Here is a 16,252-nt window from a genome sequence, read left to right on the forward strand (position 1 = left end):
CTCAGGACAGATGGGCTGATTCGGGCCCGGAACCGGGGGAACGTGGGCCCGGGGCGCGGGTTGTCCTGAGTTAGTGCCGGGTCGGGGCGGCATAACTCCTCAGATTCCACGCCGAAGGGCCCCGAACCGGTGGATTCGGGGCCCTTCGCCCGCGGTCCTGAGGAGTTATGAACCGCCGACCGCGGTCACTCCGGGCGCTGCAGGCGCTGCGCACGCAGGGCGAAGTCGAGATGCTGCTGCGCGATCGAGCGGATGCCGACGAGCAGCAGTCCGATGAAGAACGACACCGCACCGAACCAGAAGATGACCCCGCCGAGCTGCGTCTGGAAGATCGCCCAGTCGAAGTCGCGATCCGCGTTGATCGTGCCGAGGAACGCTCCGATCGGCAGGAACAGAGCGGCGACCACGAACAGCGTCGGGGCGAGTGCGGGCAGCGCGATCCGGTTCGGGCGCACGTGGGGAGCGGCGGAATTCGTCATGCCGCCGAGTCTAGGAGTCGAGTCGTCGCCCCCTGCGCGACGATCGGTGCGAAATGTCGGGTATCCGGGTCCGGAGCCGACGTTTCGCACCGATCGGTGCGCGCGCGGACTCAGTCCCGGCGGGTGCGGTCGATCAGGCGCCAGGTGGCGGGCAGGAGTCCGGCCATCGCGACGATCTTGATCGCGTCGCCGATGAGGAACGGCACGACTCCGAGCCCGATCGCGGTGGCGATGTCGACGCCGGCGAAGGCCGCGAGCCACGGCACTCCGCACGCGTAGATCGCGAGGGAGCCGAGCCCGGCGAGGCCGAGAGTCGTGAGCACCGATCGGTCGGCGTGGTGGCGTGCCAGAGTTCCGACCAGCAGTGCGGCGACCACGTAGCCGAGGATGTACCCGAACGACGAGAACGCCCATCCCGCATTGCCACCCGCGAAGAGCGGCACACCGAGAACGCCGAGCGCCAGGTAGAGGAGGGCGCTCGCGCTGCCGCGCACGGGCCCGAGCGAGGCGCCGGTCAGCAGCACGGCGAAGGTCGCGAGCGATAGTGGCACGGGCGTGAACGGCAGCGGGATCGCGATATACCCGGCCACCGTGATGAACGCGGTGCCGGCGAGCGTGAGCGCGATATCCCGGACGCGCGCACCGGGCACGAGGTCGGCGAGCACCAGGGTGGGGCGCGAAGAGACGGCGGATGCTGACATGGGAAGTTCCTCCTGAACACTGTTCACCTGAACACTGTTCGGTACAGTAGCACCATGAACGCGGCATCCGCAGATCAGCCCACCCCGCGGCGCAGCAAGCCCGACGTCGTCGACGCGGCCATGCGCGTGCTCGCCGAGAACGGCATCGCCGGGCTCTCGATGCGCCGCATCGCCGACGAACTCGACGTGCAGGTCAGCGCGCTGTACTGGCATTTCCCGAACAAGCAGGCACTTCTCGCCGCGGTCAGCACGCGCATCGTGACGGACGAATCGGATGCCGCGACGGATGCCGATTCGGATGCTGCCGCCCTCGCCGACACCGCCACGGCACTGCGCGACCGCCTGCTCGCCCACCGCGACGGCGCCGAGGTCGTGTCGAGCTCGCTCGCGCTCGGGCTGCTCGATCTGCCCGCCAGGCAGCGACTCGTCGCGGCGGCGCTCGCCGCGGGGCTCACGGATGCCGCGGCCGATGTCGCCGCCGACACCCTCGTGCACTACGTGATCGGGTTCACCTTCCACGAGCAGCAGCGGGTGCACGCCGCGGTGGTCGGGGCGGCGGATGCCTCGGTCGATCTGTCGCCCGCGGGCGCCGCGGCTCCCGTGTCCGCCGACGATTTCGCCGCCGGTCTCGCGCTCATCGTCTCCGGCATCCGTTCGGCCGCCGTCGCCGGTTCCTGAGCCGCCCCGGGGTGGGACGCTTCGACAGGCTCAGCGCCCCAGTGCTTTCGGCGCACGCCCAACTGGGTCCCTGAGCTTGTCGAAGGGCCCCACTGCGAGGTCACGAAACAGCGAACGAGTGCCTTCGACGGCCCCTTGGGGGTGGGACGCTTCGACAGGCTCAGCGACCCAGTTTCTTCGGCTCAGCGACCCAGCTTCTTCGGCTCAGCGACCTAGCTTCTTCGGCTCAGCGACCCACGGTTCCGGCTCAGCGGCCCACGGTTTCCGCGCACGCCAACCCTGTGCCTTCGACATACGCACAACTGGGTCCCTGAGCCCGTCGAAGGGCCCCACCCCGAGGCGCCGAGAGGTCGCAACCGGCCGCGCCGCGGCATCCGTCAGTCGCGTGGCGTACCCCCTCACGGGCGGGACGCTTCGACAGGCCCAGCGCCCCAGTGCTTTGGCCGTCTTCCCCCCCCCACGGCGCCCGCACGCGAGAGCGCCCGCCCCCGGAATCCCGGGGACGGGCGCTCGCGTGTCTCAGCCGATCAGACCTCGAGCTTGCGGCGTCGGGCGGCGACGAACATGCCTCCACCGACGAGCAGCACGAGGGCGAGCAGGCCGAGTGCCGTGGGCAGTTCGCCCCCGGTCTCGCTGAGCTCTTCGCCCGAAGCATCCGAATCGCCGGGGGTGACGGCTCCGCCACCACCGGTTCCGCCACCGGTCCCGCCGCCGTTGTCGGGGTCTTCGCCCCCGCCCGGCACCTCGGCCGCGGCAACGGCGACCGTCGCCTCCGAGGTGACCGATCCGGCGCGGAAGCCCTCGAGCGTGCCGGTGACCGTCACCGAGATGCGCGCGCCGAGAGCGGATGCCGGGATCACGAAGCTCGGTCCGGCGTCGGCAGCGCGAGCGGCCAGGAGCGCAGGCTCCTCGGCAGGAACCTCGACCGGCACACCGTCGATCGCCCACTCGTAGGTGAGGTCGGTGCCCTCGGGCCAGCCCTCGGAGGTCGCGGTCAGCGTCTCGCCGACGACGGCGTCACCCGAGATGGTGGGGAGCTCCGTCGGGGTGACGATCTCGACGATCGACGTGTCGACCGCGCACGACGCGGTGCAGCTACCGCCGGGGGTGAGCGGCTTCGCGGCCAGCGCGAACGAGCCACCGGCGGATGCTTCGCTGATCGTCGCGTCGATCGTCAGCGATGCCGACGTGCCCACGGCCGTGCCGACCGGGACCGGCCAGCTGAGCGTGGTTCCGTCGAGCGTGGCGCCCTCGGGAACGACGATGTCGGCGTTCGCGAGCAGTGCGGTTACGTCGACCGAGACGACCGACGAGGCGATCGGCACGCGACCGGTGTTGAGCGCCGAGACCGTGTACGAGACGGTCTCGCCCGGGTACAGTGCGACCTCAGGGCTGCCACCCGCGACCGAGACCGAGTACTTGTCGGGCCAGGCGGGCTTGCCGGGCTCGAGGATCCAGTCGGTCCAGAAAGCGGTGAGGTCAAAGCCCGAGAGCTCTTCGGCGAGGGCCTTGAGGTCGGCGCCGGCGAGGCTCGTGCCGGCGTTGTCGACCTGCCACTGCTTGATCAGCGTGAAGAACGCGTCGTCGCCGATCGCGACCCGCAGCGCCGCCCAGAAATGCGAGCTGCGCGTGTAGGTCTGGTAGCCGTAGAGGTTGGCCGAATTGGTCTGCGCACCCGGGGCGATGTTCCAGTTGGCGCTGGTCGGGGCCGTGTTGTTCCAGGCATTGAAGTAGGTCTGCTCCGAGAGCGCGCCTGCGCCGAAGGCCTCCGACGAGTTGTAGTACGTCGGACCCCAGGTCGCCATGCCCTCGCCCATCCAGATGTCGGTCCACGTCGACGGGGCGACGTTGTTGCCGTACCACTGGTGCACGAGCTCGTGGATGAGCGTGTTGCCCGCCACAGAGTTCGCGCTCGGGAAGAACGAGCGGTCCTGCGTCTCGAGCGCGTAGTTGATCGCGCTCGGCACGGTCTTCACGATGACGCCGGTGCTGTTGCCCGGGTAGGGACCGTAGATCGTCTCGAGGTTGCGGGTGATGGTCTCGAGCTGGCCGATGCGGGTGCGCACCGTCGCCTTCTGCGTGTCGGTCAGACCGAAGTCGATGAACGACCACGACGGGATGCTGCGGCCATCCGACAGCGTGACCGACCCCTCGACGACCTCGTAGCGGCCAATGCCGATGACGACGAGCTCCGATGCCATCTGCTTCTGCTGGCGCCAGGTCCACGTGGTGCGTTCGCCGGACTGGCTGACGACCTTCGACTGCAGCTCGCCGTTACTGGCGACCGCGCCGGGCGCGGTGACGCCGGTGGTGTTCGCGAGGGTGGTGGGGGCATCCACCGTGATCGTGTACAGGGCCTTGTCTGCCGGAGTGTTGTTGTGCGGGAAGCCGGTCATCATGCCGATCGGCTGACCCAGCAGCATCGCGCCGTCGTTCGTGCCGCTCCAGCCTTCCTGGCTGCCGTCGGCGTCGGTGTGGAACTGGGGTACACCGCTGTAGTTCACGGTGACGGTGAACTCGCCGGTGACGGGGGTCGCCGGGGTCACGATGAGCTTGTACTTGATGGCCGCCGCGTCGATGTCGCGCGACCACTGGGCGGGCTGTCCGTTCACGAGCACGCTGTCGACGGTCAGGCCCTCGAAGTCGAGCGAGAACGAGCGCAACGGAGCGAGCGCGCGTGCCGTCATGGTGGTGGATGCCGAGTCGAACTGTCCGGTGATGACGTTGTTCGCGACTCCGGTCGGCGACCAGGCGATGTCGATGTCGTAGTCGAGGGCGTCGTAGCCGCCGTTGCCGACGTTGGGGAACATGGCGTCGCCCGAGGTGCGGGCTCCGTCGATCGGGTCGTCGGCGGCGGATGCCGGCACGGCGGTGGCGAGAAGGGAGCCGGCGAACAGCGCGGTGACCATGGAGGTCGCGAGCAGCCGCCGACGTCGGGGAGGAGTCAGTCGGGTCATGAGTGCTTTCGGGTAGGCAGGAACGAAAGGCGACCGGTCACGTCGTCGTGGTGCGGGGGTGGCTTGTGGCCGGGGTCGCGAAATCGCGGTGATCGCAACCTAGGGAAGTCCTATGTCGGCGGTATATCGGCTTTGTGTCGGGAAGATTGCAGGATTTTTTCCTGTCGTGGAGGGGGTCCCGTTACCTGCCGTCGAAGGAATCGGCAAGGGGGTTCTCGGGGCCGTCCTCGTCGCGTAGACAGGGGACAGATCGAAGGAGAGATAGGGCATGGCTGCCGGCGACATAGTGACGTTCCACCGCAACGGGATCTGGTTCAACCGCATCGAAGGAGAGGCGGGGGTGATCGGGTCGGGATATTTCACCGAAGCGGATGCCGTCGTCGCGGGCCGCGGTTCGGCCGCCGCCCGTCAGGTCGACCACCTCATCCACGAGGACGAGCCTCCCGCTGACGAGTTCGACCCCTACGCCCGGCACCCGCGCGATCGCGTCGGGGTGTCGATGCAGGGCTGAAGCTCCCGGTCGCCGCGTGCGGCCGGGTTGGGATCGAGAGCGCACCGCCACCACCCCTGGGCGGTGCGCTCTCGTATGCGTGGGGTGGGGCACTTCCTCTCGTCGCTGCGCTCCTCGCTCAGGGACCGGTTCCTGAGCGAGCGAAGCGAGCGCCGTACTGAGCGAGCGCAGCGAGACGAAGTGACGAAGGGCCAGCAGCCGCGCGCGACCCCGACCTGGGTCGCTGAGCCTTTCGAAGCGTCGCAGGGCGTCGCCCAAGAAACCTCGACCCTGAGCGCAGGTGAGAGGCCATGAAACGCCGCGCGCTGAGGCCGTGAGGATCAGACGGGCTTCTGAATTCCGGCGTCCGCGCCGTGCTCGCGCTCGAACGCGCGAGTGTCGCGGCGAGCCTTGAGCAGCGAGAGAACGCCCGAGAGGGCGAGGAGCGCCATCGCGGTCAATCCGAACCAGCTTCCGATGTTGCCGCGCCCCACGGCGATGAGGGCCGCCCAGAGGGCGACCAGAATGCTCCCGAACACGAGTTGGGCGGTCGCGATGGCCCGTCGCCGACGCAGGGCGATCCGCTGCTGGATGTGCGACGGCACAGGCGGGGTGTTCTCGATCATCCGCCGAGGCTAGTCGCCCGCCCGCGGCGACAACACCCCTGTGGCCACCGGGCGGCACCCTTCGACAGGCTCAGGGGCCCAGTTTCTTGCTCTGGGTTGCTGAGCCTGTCGAAGCATCCCAGGGCCGCGCCTCGAGCGCTGGGGCCTACTGCACCGACCATCCGCCATCCGAGGCGAGGATCGCACCGTTGATGTTCACGCCGTCGTCCGACAGCAGGAAGGTGATGGATGCCGCGAGCTGCTCGGCGGTCGCGACGGTCGGGATCGCCTGCTGGAAGGGCGAGAGGCGGGCCGAGCCGCGCTCCGACATGTTCGGGGGCATCGGGATGCCGGTGGCCACACCGCCGGGAGCGACCGAGTTCACGCGGATGCCCTTCGGTCCGTACATGAACGCCGCGGACTTCGTGACGCCGATGATGCCGTGCTTGCTGGCCGTGTAGGCATTGCCCGAGGCGTTGCCGCGCAGGCCCGCTTCGCTCGAGACGTTGAGCACCGACCCGCGGCCGGCGGCCTCCATGATCGGCAGTACCGCGCGCGTGAGCTTGAAGGGCGCGGTGAGGTTGATGGCGATGACGCGGTCCCACACGGCATCCGTCGTCTCTCCGGCGGGCGAGAAGTCGTCGTTGATGCCGGCGACGTTCGCGAGACCGTCGATCGTGTCGCCCGCGGCGGCGATGACAGCGTCGATCGCCTCCTGCTTCGTGAGGTCTCCGGCGACGGTGACGATGTCGGCATCCGGGTTGTCGGCCTTGAGGGTGTCGAGCTTCTCGGCGGCGATGTCGCTGGCGATCACGCGTCCGCCTTCGCGGGCGATGCGCTCGGCCGTCGCGCGCCCGATTCCGGATGCCGCGCCCGTGACGATCACGGTCTTGCCGGCGAAGCGGGCGCCGGAGTCGACGACCGGGGCGGCCTCTTCGGCCGGGACCACGCCGCCGTTCACCGCGCGCACGAGATCGTCGACGACCGACTGCGGCATGGCGCCCTGGCTCATCGCGACGAGCTGCTGCAGGGGCAGGCCGAGCACGGGGGTGAGGAGCGCGGGGTCGGCGCCGGTCTGCTCGAAGAGTCCGCGGATGAGCGGGCCGCCGGTCGAGTCGTCGAGCCATTCGCCGATGGTGGAGTGGGCGGTGAGGGCCATGGGATTCTCCTTGTTCGGGTTCCTGCGGGTTTCGCAACGGTGCGTCTACTTATGAATCAGTGTACGCCCGAGTAGCCTCGGATGGTGCCTCGTCCTCGCAGTGAAAAAGCGCGCCAGTCGGTCCTCGACGCGATGCGCGCCGCGGTGTCGTCGGGGGCCTACGAATCGGTGACGATCGAGGGGCTCGCCGAGGCCGCCGAGGTCTCGAAGCAGACCATCTACCGGTGGTGGCCGTCGAAGGCGGCGATCCTCGGCGAGGCCCTGCTCGAGGGGTCGGTGCCCGGGGCGGATGTCTCGGTGCCGTTCACTTCTGACCTCGGAGCCGACCTGCGCGCGTGGTTCTCGGCGATGAGCCTGTCGCTGGGTGATGCCGAGGGCGTCGCGATCGCGCGGGCGCTGATCGTCGTGACCGCGTCGGACCCGGCACTCGGGCTGTCGTTGAACGAGCGGCTGGCCGCGCCGATCCGTGCGTGGGTGCGCGAGCGGTTGGCGCTGGCGGTGTCGGCCGGGGATGTGCGAGCGGATGCCGATGCGGCGGCCATCGCGGACCAGTTCGTCGCGATGGCCAGCTACGCGGCCCTACTGGGCCGCCCGCTGAGCGAAGAGCGGGTGGAGGCGACGGTGCGGGTGTTGTTGCGCGGGATCGGCGCGGGCTAGCAGAACTGGGTCCCTGAGCCTGTCGAAGGGTCCCACCCCGCAGCAACTGGGTACCTGAGCTTGTCGAAGGGCCCCACCCCGCGCACTGAAACAGGGTCCCTGAGCCTGTCGAAGGGCCCGCCCCGCGCGCACTCCCCTTGACGCCGCACTTGCATTTTGCAAGCATCTCCGCATGAGCCTGTTCATCACCTGTCCCGTCGCGGACGTCGAGCGCGCGACCGCCTTCTACACCGCCCTCGGGTGGACCCTCAATGCCGAGATGTCGGACGACAACGTGTCGTGCTTCCAGATCGCGCCCGAGCAGTATGTGATGCTCGGCAGCCGTGAGATGTACGCGGCGGTCGGCGGCACCGAAGACCTGATCGGCGGCCCCGGCACCCCGTCGAAGGTGACGGTCTCGTTCGACCCGGGCAGCCGCGAGGCCGTCGATGAGCTCGTCGCGCGCGCCGCGGCCGCGGGCGGACGCGTCGGCGACATCGACGACTACCCCTTCATGTACCAGCGCCAGTTCGACGATCCGGATGGCTACCACTACTCGCCGTTCTGGATGAAGCCGGCGACCGACCCGGCCACGTGAGCGATCTCGCGGCTGCGCTCGAGATCGTCGGGTCGCGCTGGGCGCTGCTCATCGTCGAGCGGATGCATGACGGCCCGCAGAGGTACGGCGACCTGCAGCGCGAGCTCGGAGTGCCGACGAACATGTTGGCGACCCGCTTGCGGGAGTTGGAGTCCGCGGGGGTGTTGCGGCGATTGCCGCTGAAGCACAACGCCCGGGCGTATGTGTTGACCGAGCGCGGCGAGGCGCTGCGAGGGGCGATCGAGGCGTTGGGTGAGTGGGGTCGTGCGGGGCGGGATGCTTCGACAGGCTCAGCAACCCAGTAGCAACTGAGTCCCTGAGCCTGTCGAAGGGCCCCACCGCGCAACTGGGTCCCTGAGCCTGTCGAAGGGCCCACCACGCGCCCACTTCATCGAAAACCCACACCGAGTTAACTTTTCGTTCACTCCTGCGCCGCCTCCCGGCATCCGCGATCCCTAGGTTCGGACGCGGCGCCCCGAGACCCCTGCTCGTGCGCGCTCCGAAAGGACCCCCGCATGAGAACCGTCTCTCGTCGTGCCCGCCGGCGCGCCCTCGCGACCCTCAGCGTCGCCGCGCTCGCGACGATTTCCCTCCTCCCGTCCGTCGCGGTCGCCGAGGCCGACCCCGACCCCACCCTGCTCGGCCAGCCGACACCGTTCCTGATCGAGAGCCTCAGCGCTCCCGGCAAGGTCATCGAAATCGGCAACCCGAACGCGCAGACGACCGTGCCCGACAACACCCTCGCGGCCGCGGCGGTCTTCCCCTTCGCGAAGACGCCCGCCGAGCTCCGCGCGCAGGCCGTGCTCGCCTACCCGGTCGAGGGCGCGAGCAACACCTTCGTGCTCGCGAACGACGACGGCCAGGTGCTCGCCCGCCGCGCGAACGACGACCCGAACTTCCGCTACCTCACCCTTCCCGGCTTAACGCTCGACGAGGCCGCCGCGAACCCGCTCGCGCAGTGGACCGTGAGCGACGCGGGCGGCGGCTACAGCTACCTGCGTAACGTGCAGGCCTACGGCAGCGGAGCGATCGCCGGGCTCGACATGTACAACTGGGCGACCGCCACGGGCAGCGAGGTGCAGACCTACGACGCCGGCGGCGCGAACGTGCAGAAGTGGCGGATGCATCCGCTCACCGCCACCGTCGAGACGCACGAGCAGCGCGTCGACAGCGGCACGACGCCGACGTTCCCGACGGCGCTGACCGGCCGGTACTCGTGGGGCCTCACGGCCCCGCTCGCGAACATCGCGTGGAGCGCACCGGCATCCGATGTCTGGAACACCGACGGCACGGTGACCGTCGAGGGCACCGGCACCGGATACTTCGGCGAGACCGTGCCCGTCACCGCCGAGTACCTGGTCGGCTCGCTGGGCGGAGCATCCGCCGACGCGACCATGTCGGGCTACGTCGGCCAGACGCTCAAGGAGCTGCAGATGCACGCGCCGACCCACGTCGAGCGCACGGTCTCGGGCTCGACGACCACGGTCCGCGCGAAGGTCACGTGGGACTGGGCGTCGCTCCCCGCCGAGGCGACGGCCACACCCGGCATTCTCGAGGTCCCCGCCACCGCGGCGACCGGCTTCGACGCCAGCCTCATCATCACGATCGCCGAGGCCGAGAGCGTGAACATCCTGCGCGGCGCCGGCATCCACTACGACTACGCGCACATGAACGGCTCGAACTTCGGCCTCATCGACGGCAACCGCAACTCGAGCGGCTTCGACGACTGGCGCAGCGGCGGAGCGACGAACCGCGTCAACCCCAACAGCGTGAGCTTCTACTTCGACCAGCCGCGTCAGCTCACCGGAGTCGGGGTCTTCGACCTCAACGGCCTGAAGAACGTCGGCGGGGTGACGGTGCAGTACCGCGATCTCATCGGCGGCTGGATCGACATGCCCACGGATGCCGTCGCCTGGCCGTACGTCAACGCGACCCCCGACCTGAGCCTCGAGTTCGAGAGCACCCCGGTGCTCGCGACCGGCATGCGCGTGGTCTTCACGAACAAGTCGAGCGCCAACTGGATGAGCCTGTCCGAGATCGAGGCCTACGGGCCTGCGCTCGTCGGCTGACCCTTCTCTCCTTCACCCTTCTCCCCTGAGGAAGACATGACCTCCCCCACTTCGCGCCGGCCCTGGCGCGCGCTCTCCGCCGCAGCCGTCACCGCCGGCCTGCTCGCTGCTCCCTTCGTGCCCGCGGCTGCGGCCTCGGCCGACACGACCGATTCGATCGGGGATGCGCTGGCGCAGGCATCCGCCGTCATCGCCGAGGAGGCGCGCTCGAGCTTCGTGCTGCCGGTGCTTCCCGATACGCAGTTCTATTCGCGGTACAGCGCCTCGCAGTTCTACCCGAAGTACGACACCAACCCGTTCGAGGTGCAGACCGACTGGATCGTCGAGCACCAGCGCGACCTCAACGTGCCGTTCGTCGTGCACGTCGGCGACGTCGTCGACCAGGAGTGGGTGACGGGCGAGTGGGATGCCGCGGCCAAGGCCATGAAGAAGCTGACCGACGGCGGCGTGCCGTACTCGGTCGTGCCCGGCAACCACGACGTCGCGAACATGAGCGCGCGGTCGTCGGAGGCGAACTCGTGGCAGTACCTGCAGCGCTTCGACGCGGGGCGGATGGCCGCGCAGGGCGGGGAGACGTTCGTCGACAGCTTCCAGAACGGGCTCTCGACCGCGTACATCTTCGAGGCCGAGGGGCACGAGTGGATGTCGCTCGCGCTCGCGTGGAACGCCTCGGCCGACACGTTCGCGTGGGCGCAGGGCGTGATCGATGCGAACCCGGGCATTCCGGTGATCCTGTCGTCGCACGCGGTGATCAACATCGCGCTCGACCAGACCTCACCTGCGGACTGGTGGTGGGGTGAGGAGCTGTGGAACGCGCTGATCCGTTCGAACGACGAGATCATCATGACGGTCAACGGACACTTCCACGGCACCACGATGCGCGAGCGCACGAACGACTTCGGCCACCCGGTGTATCAGGTGCTCACGGACTACCAGATGGCGGCCGACGGCGGTAACGGATACATGACGCTGTTCGAGTTCGATCTGACGAACGATCGCGTCGACGTCGAGTCGGTGTCGCCGTGGGTGACCGTGAAGGACAAGCAGTCGCTGACCGCGAACGACACCCCCGTGCTCGACGGGAAGTGGCAGTCGTTCTCAATGGCTCTCGATTTCGAATCGCGGTTCGGGTACTCACCGGTCGCCGGTGAGGAGACGAAGGGCGACCTGTCGGAGCGGGCGAAGGAGATCGCCCTCGAGGGCTGGGACGGCACCGGCGTCGGCGAGCAGTGGGCGTCGGCCGGTCGGGCGGATGACTACGTCGCCGTCGACGGCACGGTGGCGCACTGGCGGTTCGGTTCGGTTGCCGAGGGCGTCGTCGATGAGTCGACGGTGATCCCGGATGTGGCCGGCGACAGCCCGATGTATCGCAGCGCGATCGAGAACACGGATGCTCCCGAGAAGCTCGAAGACGTGCAGGTATCCCACTCGAACGTTCCGTTCTACTCGTCGGATCGCGGGGCCGTGTGCTTCGCCGACGTGCACCGCAACGCGAGTGGTCCCGACAACATGTCGTACATCTCGACCGAGTACGGGGCACCGGCGACGTTCGCCGATCTCTACTCGTCGTCGGGGTACACCGTCGAGGCGTTCCTGCAGCTCGATGAGGAATGGACCGAGGCCGCCAACCGCTGGAGCGCAGCGCTGACGCGTGGCGGTGCCCGGCAGTGGATCGGGATCAACGACTCGGCAGACCCGGGCGCCGGCGCTGCCTGGCTCGGCGTCTCGAGCCTGCGCGAGTACCAGTTCTCGGCGGGAGATTCTGACTCTCGTAACTCGTACACTCTGTGGTCTGGCGAGATCATGCAGGGGTCGTGGCACCACGTCGCGATCGTGAACGACCCGCGCGCCGACACCGCGATTATGTACGTCGATGGCGTGCCGGTGCTGCGCAACGCCTCGAACGTCGGCGGCATGATGGCGGCGGACTTCATGCCGTGGATCATCGGCGCCTCGACCTGGAACACCGAGGTCGAGCACGGCTGGCACGGGTGTGTCGGCGAGGTGCGCGTGGTGGATCATGCGCTGTCTTCGTCGGAGTTCCTGTATCAGCGGGCTGATCTTGTTGGTGAGTTCTCTGTTGCTGGGGACTTCGGGGCTGTGCTGCCGTCGGATGATGTCGTATCGTCGTTTGCCGGGCGCGGGCATGCGGGTTCTGCGGTGCGTGTGATCTCGGGTGGCGAGGTTCTGGGCACGGCGGACGTGCTCGCCGACGGTAGCTGGACCATGTCGCTGTCGTCGCCGATCTCCGGTGCCGGAACGCACGCGGTGTCGTTCGTGCCGTCGATCGGTACGCGGGACGCCGCCGCGGTGGAGCGGTCGGTCGTGATCGGTGAGGCGCCGGGTGGGTGGACGCCGGTCGAGGCAGACCTGACGGACGCGCTGGAAGGCGTGATCTTGGTCGACCCGTCGCGCTTCGCGCCGGGATCGGTTGTGTCGGTGTCGCTGCCTGCCGGGATCGAGGGGGAGTCGGTTTACGGGTTCTTGTTCTCGACGCCGGTGTCGGCTGGGTCGGGGGTCGTCGCTGATGGTGCGGTGTCGCTGACGGTGCCGGAGTCGGTGCCGTTCGGTGAGCACCGGTTCGCGCTGTACGCCGCGGATGGCGAGATCATCGGGTGGGACGCGGTGACGGTGGTTGATCCGTCGGTGCCGGGTGGCGGGTCGGGCTCTGTCGGTGGCTCTGCCGGTGGCGGATCGGATGCCGGGGCTGGCGCGTCGGATGACTCGCTCGCGACGACAGGGATCGATGCGTCGTGGATGCTGCTGTGGATCGCGCTCGGCGCTGGCGCGCTCGCCGCGGGCATAACGCTGGTGCTTCGCCTGCGGCGCTCCTAGCCCCAGTGTGGGAGGGTCTATGTGCGCCCTCACTCACTCACTGGGTCCCTGAGCTTGTCGAAGGGACCTCACCCGAGTCCGCCGTCAGAAGTCAGCGTCGGCGTCGTGAAAGCACCCAGCACGCGCGACCGCCACATCTCGACCGCGCTACGCCGTGCGGTAACGACGCAGTGGGGGCGACGACCACCCCATAGACGTCGAAGATCTGTGCGCGTGTAAGCCGGGCTCGGCTCGGGCGGACGAATTTGATCAGTGAGGGGAGGGGCAGGCGGTCAGCATCCGAAGCTCCGTCGCTTAGCGCGACTGGTTCACGCACCGACACGAGCCTTCCAACCGATGGCAAAACCGAAGCCACCAACCGTGTGCGGCCAGTTCGCGGTGACCCGCTGCTTCGGGACGCCAAGGCTGACGTTGCATCGAGACGGCTCGGGAAACGAGCAACAAGATTATGGTGTGATGATCACGAGGGCGATGTGCTCTGGAAGGTCGCAATCACGTTTCTTGCGACCTCTATCGCCGGCTCGTGCTCCCAGAATCGCAGGACTTTCCATCCCGCATTTTCGAGCATCATGTTGGTCTCCAGATCACGCTCTATGTTGCGCTGGAGCTTAGGAAGCCAATACCCTGTATTGCTCTTGGGGAGGGCTGCATGATCGGGACAACCATGCCAGAAGCATCCATCGATGAACACGACTATTCGCCTTCGAGTAAAAACTATGTCCGCCCGTCGACGCCCTCCGAGCGGAGCGAAGTCGACGCGATAGCGCAGACCCGCAGAATGAATGAGCCTACGAACAGCCAATTCTGGCGCCGTGTCTCGTCGCTGATTGCCGCGCATAGACCTGCGCGTGCCTTCCGAGGTCGCCCACGACACAAGGACAGTGTACTGAGCGCACGTGATCGATGACGAAGCAGTACTCGTCAGCGGGAAGAGATCGTAGTGCTCTAGTCCGGAGCCTCGTGATCTAGCCGCCCAGAAGTGAATGCGGTCCGCGCGAGGAACGAGTACTCTCTTGCTTGCCAGGCCCTCACGCTGCCGCGCCCCGCCGCACCGAGGCACTGCAGCCGATGCGGGCGAAACCCCGGGAAGGGTGTCGATGTATCGCCTGCGTGAGTATCATTCAAAAGGATTCGACCTAGCTATAAACGATCGAGATGAAAGAGAGGAAACTTGCTACTCCGTCCTCATCGGAGCGAACGGCAGTGGGAAGAGCCGCCTTCTCGGAGAATTAGCTCGAAGTTTTGTGGGAGAGGTGCCCGACTACCATTTGGATTCAGATGGACAACCGGCCCGAGTGCTCGCAGTATCCAATATGGTCATGGATACGTATCCATACGTTAGCCGGGAAAATGATCGCTATCGCTACCTGGGTTTAAGGCAGTCCTCCAACTCGATGACAACTGGCGCGATCGCGGCATCGTTAGGTCGTTTTTTTGCCGAGTCGCTATTGATCCCAAATCAGGGCAGTAACTTGGACGAGCTCGCGTCTCAGCTCAATTTGCCGAGGATGCATATCGGGCTCGGGAGGGTAGCCTCTGCGATCAATAAACGCTCCCCACTTGACACGCTGCCTTTGCTTGAGCGTGATATCTATGGATCCTCCTTCTCGCGGGCTCAATCACTCGAAGCAGTAGACCGTGAGCTGAGCCAGCTCGCTATGCGAGTTCGCTCTAGACGGGCGGTGTCGATGCCAAGAGAAGAGGTAGTCAGCCTGATTCGAGATCTCGCCGGTGCGTCAGAAGTCGATGCCTCGACCCTGCTTGACTTGATGAGACGAGTTTACGGACTCCGCTTTCAATTGCTGTTCGGTGATGATGAAGACATGTCGTTCGAGCCGAGCGCAGGTCAATCGCTTTTGCTCTCGATGTTTCTGCGAATTGCTTCGGCGGTACGTCCTGGTTCGCTGATACTCATCGACGAGCCGGAGATTGGCCTGCATCCAGAGTGGCAGTCGAGTTTCATCGATCTACTCAAGAAGCACCTATCGAACGCTGAAGGCTCGCACTTTTTAATCGCAACCCATTCTCCGTACGTCGCACTCGCCGCGAGAACCATTTCAGTGCCGGACCCGCAGGCGCCGGCTGGGGTGCATGGCTTCACCGGGATCGGAGTGAACCATCAGGGGATGTCTGTTGAAATGTTGATCTACCAAGTGTTTGGGGCTCAGGTAATCGGAAACGCCTCGGTTAACAGCGACCTTACGACTGTAATTGATTGGATATCGTCGAATGCCGCGAGGCCCGGAATCTCCGTCGTGGCCGCGGCGCAGCGGCTCAGCGCAATCGCCGGTCCTCACACGCCAACATTGAATGCTGTTCTGCGCGAGTTTAGGGAACAATCGTGAGGCGACTCAAGCGACCGCCGCGGGCGATACGGCTCCCCGAGGCCGACCGCTTTATGGATGACGGAACCCTTCGTCAATGGGATAGCAATGCCCGAACGCGAAGATTTAGGAAGGATCTCACTTTCTGGCTCGCTAAGAAGCAGAAGGGTCGCTGCTCCTACTGCTCGCTCCAAACTGGAGCGGTTGGGCACCGGGGTCGATCGTTGGACCATCTCGTTCCGAAGAGCGCTGTGAACGGAGTGCCCGAGTGGTCGTTCGAAATCGAGAACTTGATTCTCTCCTGCGATTACTGCAACACCAAACTGAAGAAAAGATACAACCCGCTTGTCAGCCGTGGAGCGAGCTACCGATCCTCCAGCTTCGCGATCTACCATCCTTATCTTGACCGAGCGGGTGATCATATTACCGGTGGATATCGGGGCGGGGCGGACGAGCCATCGACGCCCACGCATCGGTCGGAGAAAGGCAGAAAGACGATTGAGCTTTTCCGACTGACGAGCGTCGACCTTCGAGAGCTCTGGCACCAGGAGTACCGGTCAGCCGTGGAAAGACGAGAGCGTCTGAGCTGGCGTCCGTCAAGGCGTGTACAATTTATGGACGCGGCTCGCGAGTTGGGCACGTCAAAAATTCTCGAATAAGCGTGTCGAGGATTTGGGATGGCGAGGGCTAACTGTTCTGTCGCGATAGTGGCGGCGGATTG

The 16,252-nt window shown here is 66.8% G+C and carries 15 protein-coding genes; 9 read left to right on the forward strand and 6 right to left on the reverse strand.

Features of this window, described 5'->3' with window-relative positions:
- Window positions 1-185: 185 nt before the first annotated feature.
- Both ACFY9N_RS00745 and ACFY9N_RS00750 read right to left on the reverse strand, forming a co-directional pair.
- Window positions 186-479: a hypothetical protein gene (locus tag ACFY9N_RS00745; protein WP_391476258.1), complete on the reverse strand. Its 294-nt coding sequence runs from the start codon at window positions 477-479 to the stop codon at window positions 186-188.
- Window positions 480-589: 110 nt separating this feature from the next.
- The gene (locus ACFY9N_RS00750) at window positions 590-1,180 is read right to left on the reverse strand and encodes a biotin transporter BioY (protein WP_391476259.1); all 591 of its coding nucleotides are present in this window, start codon (window positions 1,178-1,180) and stop codon (window positions 590-592) included.
- A 54-nt stretch (window positions 1,181-1,234) separates the two neighbouring features.
- Between ACFY9N_RS00750 and ACFY9N_RS00755 the strand changes: the two genes are divergently transcribed.
- Window positions 1,235-1,858, forward strand: coding sequence for a TetR/AcrR family transcriptional regulator (locus ACFY9N_RS00755; protein WP_391476261.1), 624 nt, complete (start codon window positions 1,235-1,237; stop codon window positions 1,856-1,858).
- Between the two features lie 527 nt (window positions 1,859-2,385).
- On the opposite strand, the gene ACFY9N_RS00760 is transcribed toward ACFY9N_RS00755, so the two are convergent.
- On the reverse strand, window positions 2,386-4,815 hold the full coding sequence (locus tag ACFY9N_RS00760) for a M1 family metallopeptidase (protein WP_391476262.1): 2,430 nt from the start codon (window positions 4,813-4,815) through the stop codon (window positions 2,386-2,388).
- Window positions 4,816-5,083: 268 nt separating this feature from the next.
- On the opposite strand from ACFY9N_RS00760, the gene ACFY9N_RS00765 reads away from it, so the two are divergent.
- Window positions 5,084-5,326 (forward strand): hypothetical protein, encoded by a 243-nt coding sequence (locus ACFY9N_RS00765; RefSeq protein ID WP_391476263.1) that lies wholly within the window; start codon window positions 5,084-5,086, stop codon window positions 5,324-5,326.
- 320 nt (window positions 5,327-5,646) lie between these two features.
- Here ACFY9N_RS00765 and ACFY9N_RS00770 read toward each other — a convergent pair whose 3' ends face one another.
- Both ACFY9N_RS00770 and ACFY9N_RS00775 read right to left on the reverse strand, forming a co-directional pair.
- Entirely contained in the window at window positions 5,647-5,931 is a 285-nt protein-coding gene (locus tag ACFY9N_RS00770; protein ID WP_391476264.1) for a hypothetical protein, read from the reverse strand.
- A gap of 145 nt (window positions 5,932-6,076) precedes the next feature.
- Entirely contained in the window at window positions 6,077-7,069 is a 993-nt protein-coding gene (locus tag ACFY9N_RS00775; protein WP_391476266.1) for an SDR family NAD(P)-dependent oxidoreductase, read from the reverse strand.
- Window positions 7,070-7,150: 81 nt separating this feature from the next.
- Between ACFY9N_RS00775 and ACFY9N_RS00780 the strand changes: the two genes are divergently transcribed.
- The 5 genes from ACFY9N_RS00780 (at window position 7,151) to ACFY9N_RS00800 (ending at window position 13,207) form a co-directional block, all read left to right on the forward strand.
- Window positions 7,151-7,726, forward strand: coding sequence for a TetR/AcrR family transcriptional regulator (locus ACFY9N_RS00780; RefSeq protein ID WP_391476268.1), 576 nt, complete (start codon window positions 7,151-7,153; stop codon window positions 7,724-7,726).
- Between the two features lie 172 nt (window positions 7,727-7,898).
- Window positions 7,899-8,303, forward strand: coding sequence for a VOC family protein (locus tag ACFY9N_RS00785; RefSeq protein WP_391476269.1), 405 nt, complete (start codon window positions 7,899-7,901; stop codon window positions 8,301-8,303).
- Window positions 8,300-8,608, forward strand: a complete 309-nt coding sequence (locus tag ACFY9N_RS00790; protein WP_391476271.1) for a winged helix-turn-helix transcriptional regulator — start codon at window positions 8,300-8,302, stop codon at window positions 8,606-8,608. The genes ACFY9N_RS00785 and ACFY9N_RS00790 overlap by 4 nt, the downstream gene beginning before the upstream one ends.
- A 210-nt stretch (window positions 8,609-8,818) precedes the next feature.
- Window positions 8,819-10,372: a hypothetical protein gene (locus ACFY9N_RS00795; RefSeq protein WP_391476272.1), complete on the forward strand. Its 1,554-nt coding sequence runs from the start codon at window positions 8,819-8,821 to the stop codon at window positions 10,370-10,372.
- A gap of 36 nt (window positions 10,373-10,408) precedes the next feature.
- Window positions 10,409-13,207 carry a LamG-like jellyroll fold domain-containing protein gene (locus tag ACFY9N_RS00800; protein WP_391476273.1) on the forward strand — a complete coding sequence of 933 codons (2,799 nt, stop codon included), beginning with the start codon at window positions 10,409-10,411 and terminating at the stop codon, window positions 13,205-13,207.
- Between the two features lie 460 nt (window positions 13,208-13,667).
- On the opposite strand, the gene ACFY9N_RS00805 is transcribed toward ACFY9N_RS00800, so the two are convergent.
- Complete coding sequence (locus ACFY9N_RS00805) at window positions 13,668-14,267, reverse strand: very short patch repair endonuclease (RefSeq protein WP_391476275.1); 600 nt, start codon at window positions 14,265-14,267, stop codon at window positions 13,668-13,670.
- A 37-nt stretch (window positions 14,268-14,304) separates the two neighbouring features.
- Between ACFY9N_RS00805 and ACFY9N_RS00810 the strand changes: the two genes are divergently transcribed.
- The gene (locus ACFY9N_RS00810; RefSeq protein ID WP_391476276.1) at window positions 14,305-15,552 is read left to right on the forward strand and encodes an ATP-binding protein; all 1,248 of its coding nucleotides are present in this window, start codon (window positions 14,305-14,307) and stop codon (window positions 15,550-15,552) included.
- Window positions 15,553-15,605: 53 nt separating this feature from the next.
- Window positions 15,606-16,190, forward strand: coding sequence for an HNH endonuclease (locus ACFY9N_RS00815; RefSeq protein WP_391478429.1), 585 nt, complete (start codon window positions 15,606-15,608; stop codon window positions 16,188-16,190).
- Window positions 16,191-16,252 lie beyond the last annotated feature (62 nt).

It is taken from the genome of Microbacterium sp. NPDC008134, from assembly GCF_042957055.1.
Taxonomy (GTDB): domain Bacteria; phylum Actinomycetota; class Actinomycetes; order Actinomycetales; family Microbacteriaceae; genus Microbacterium.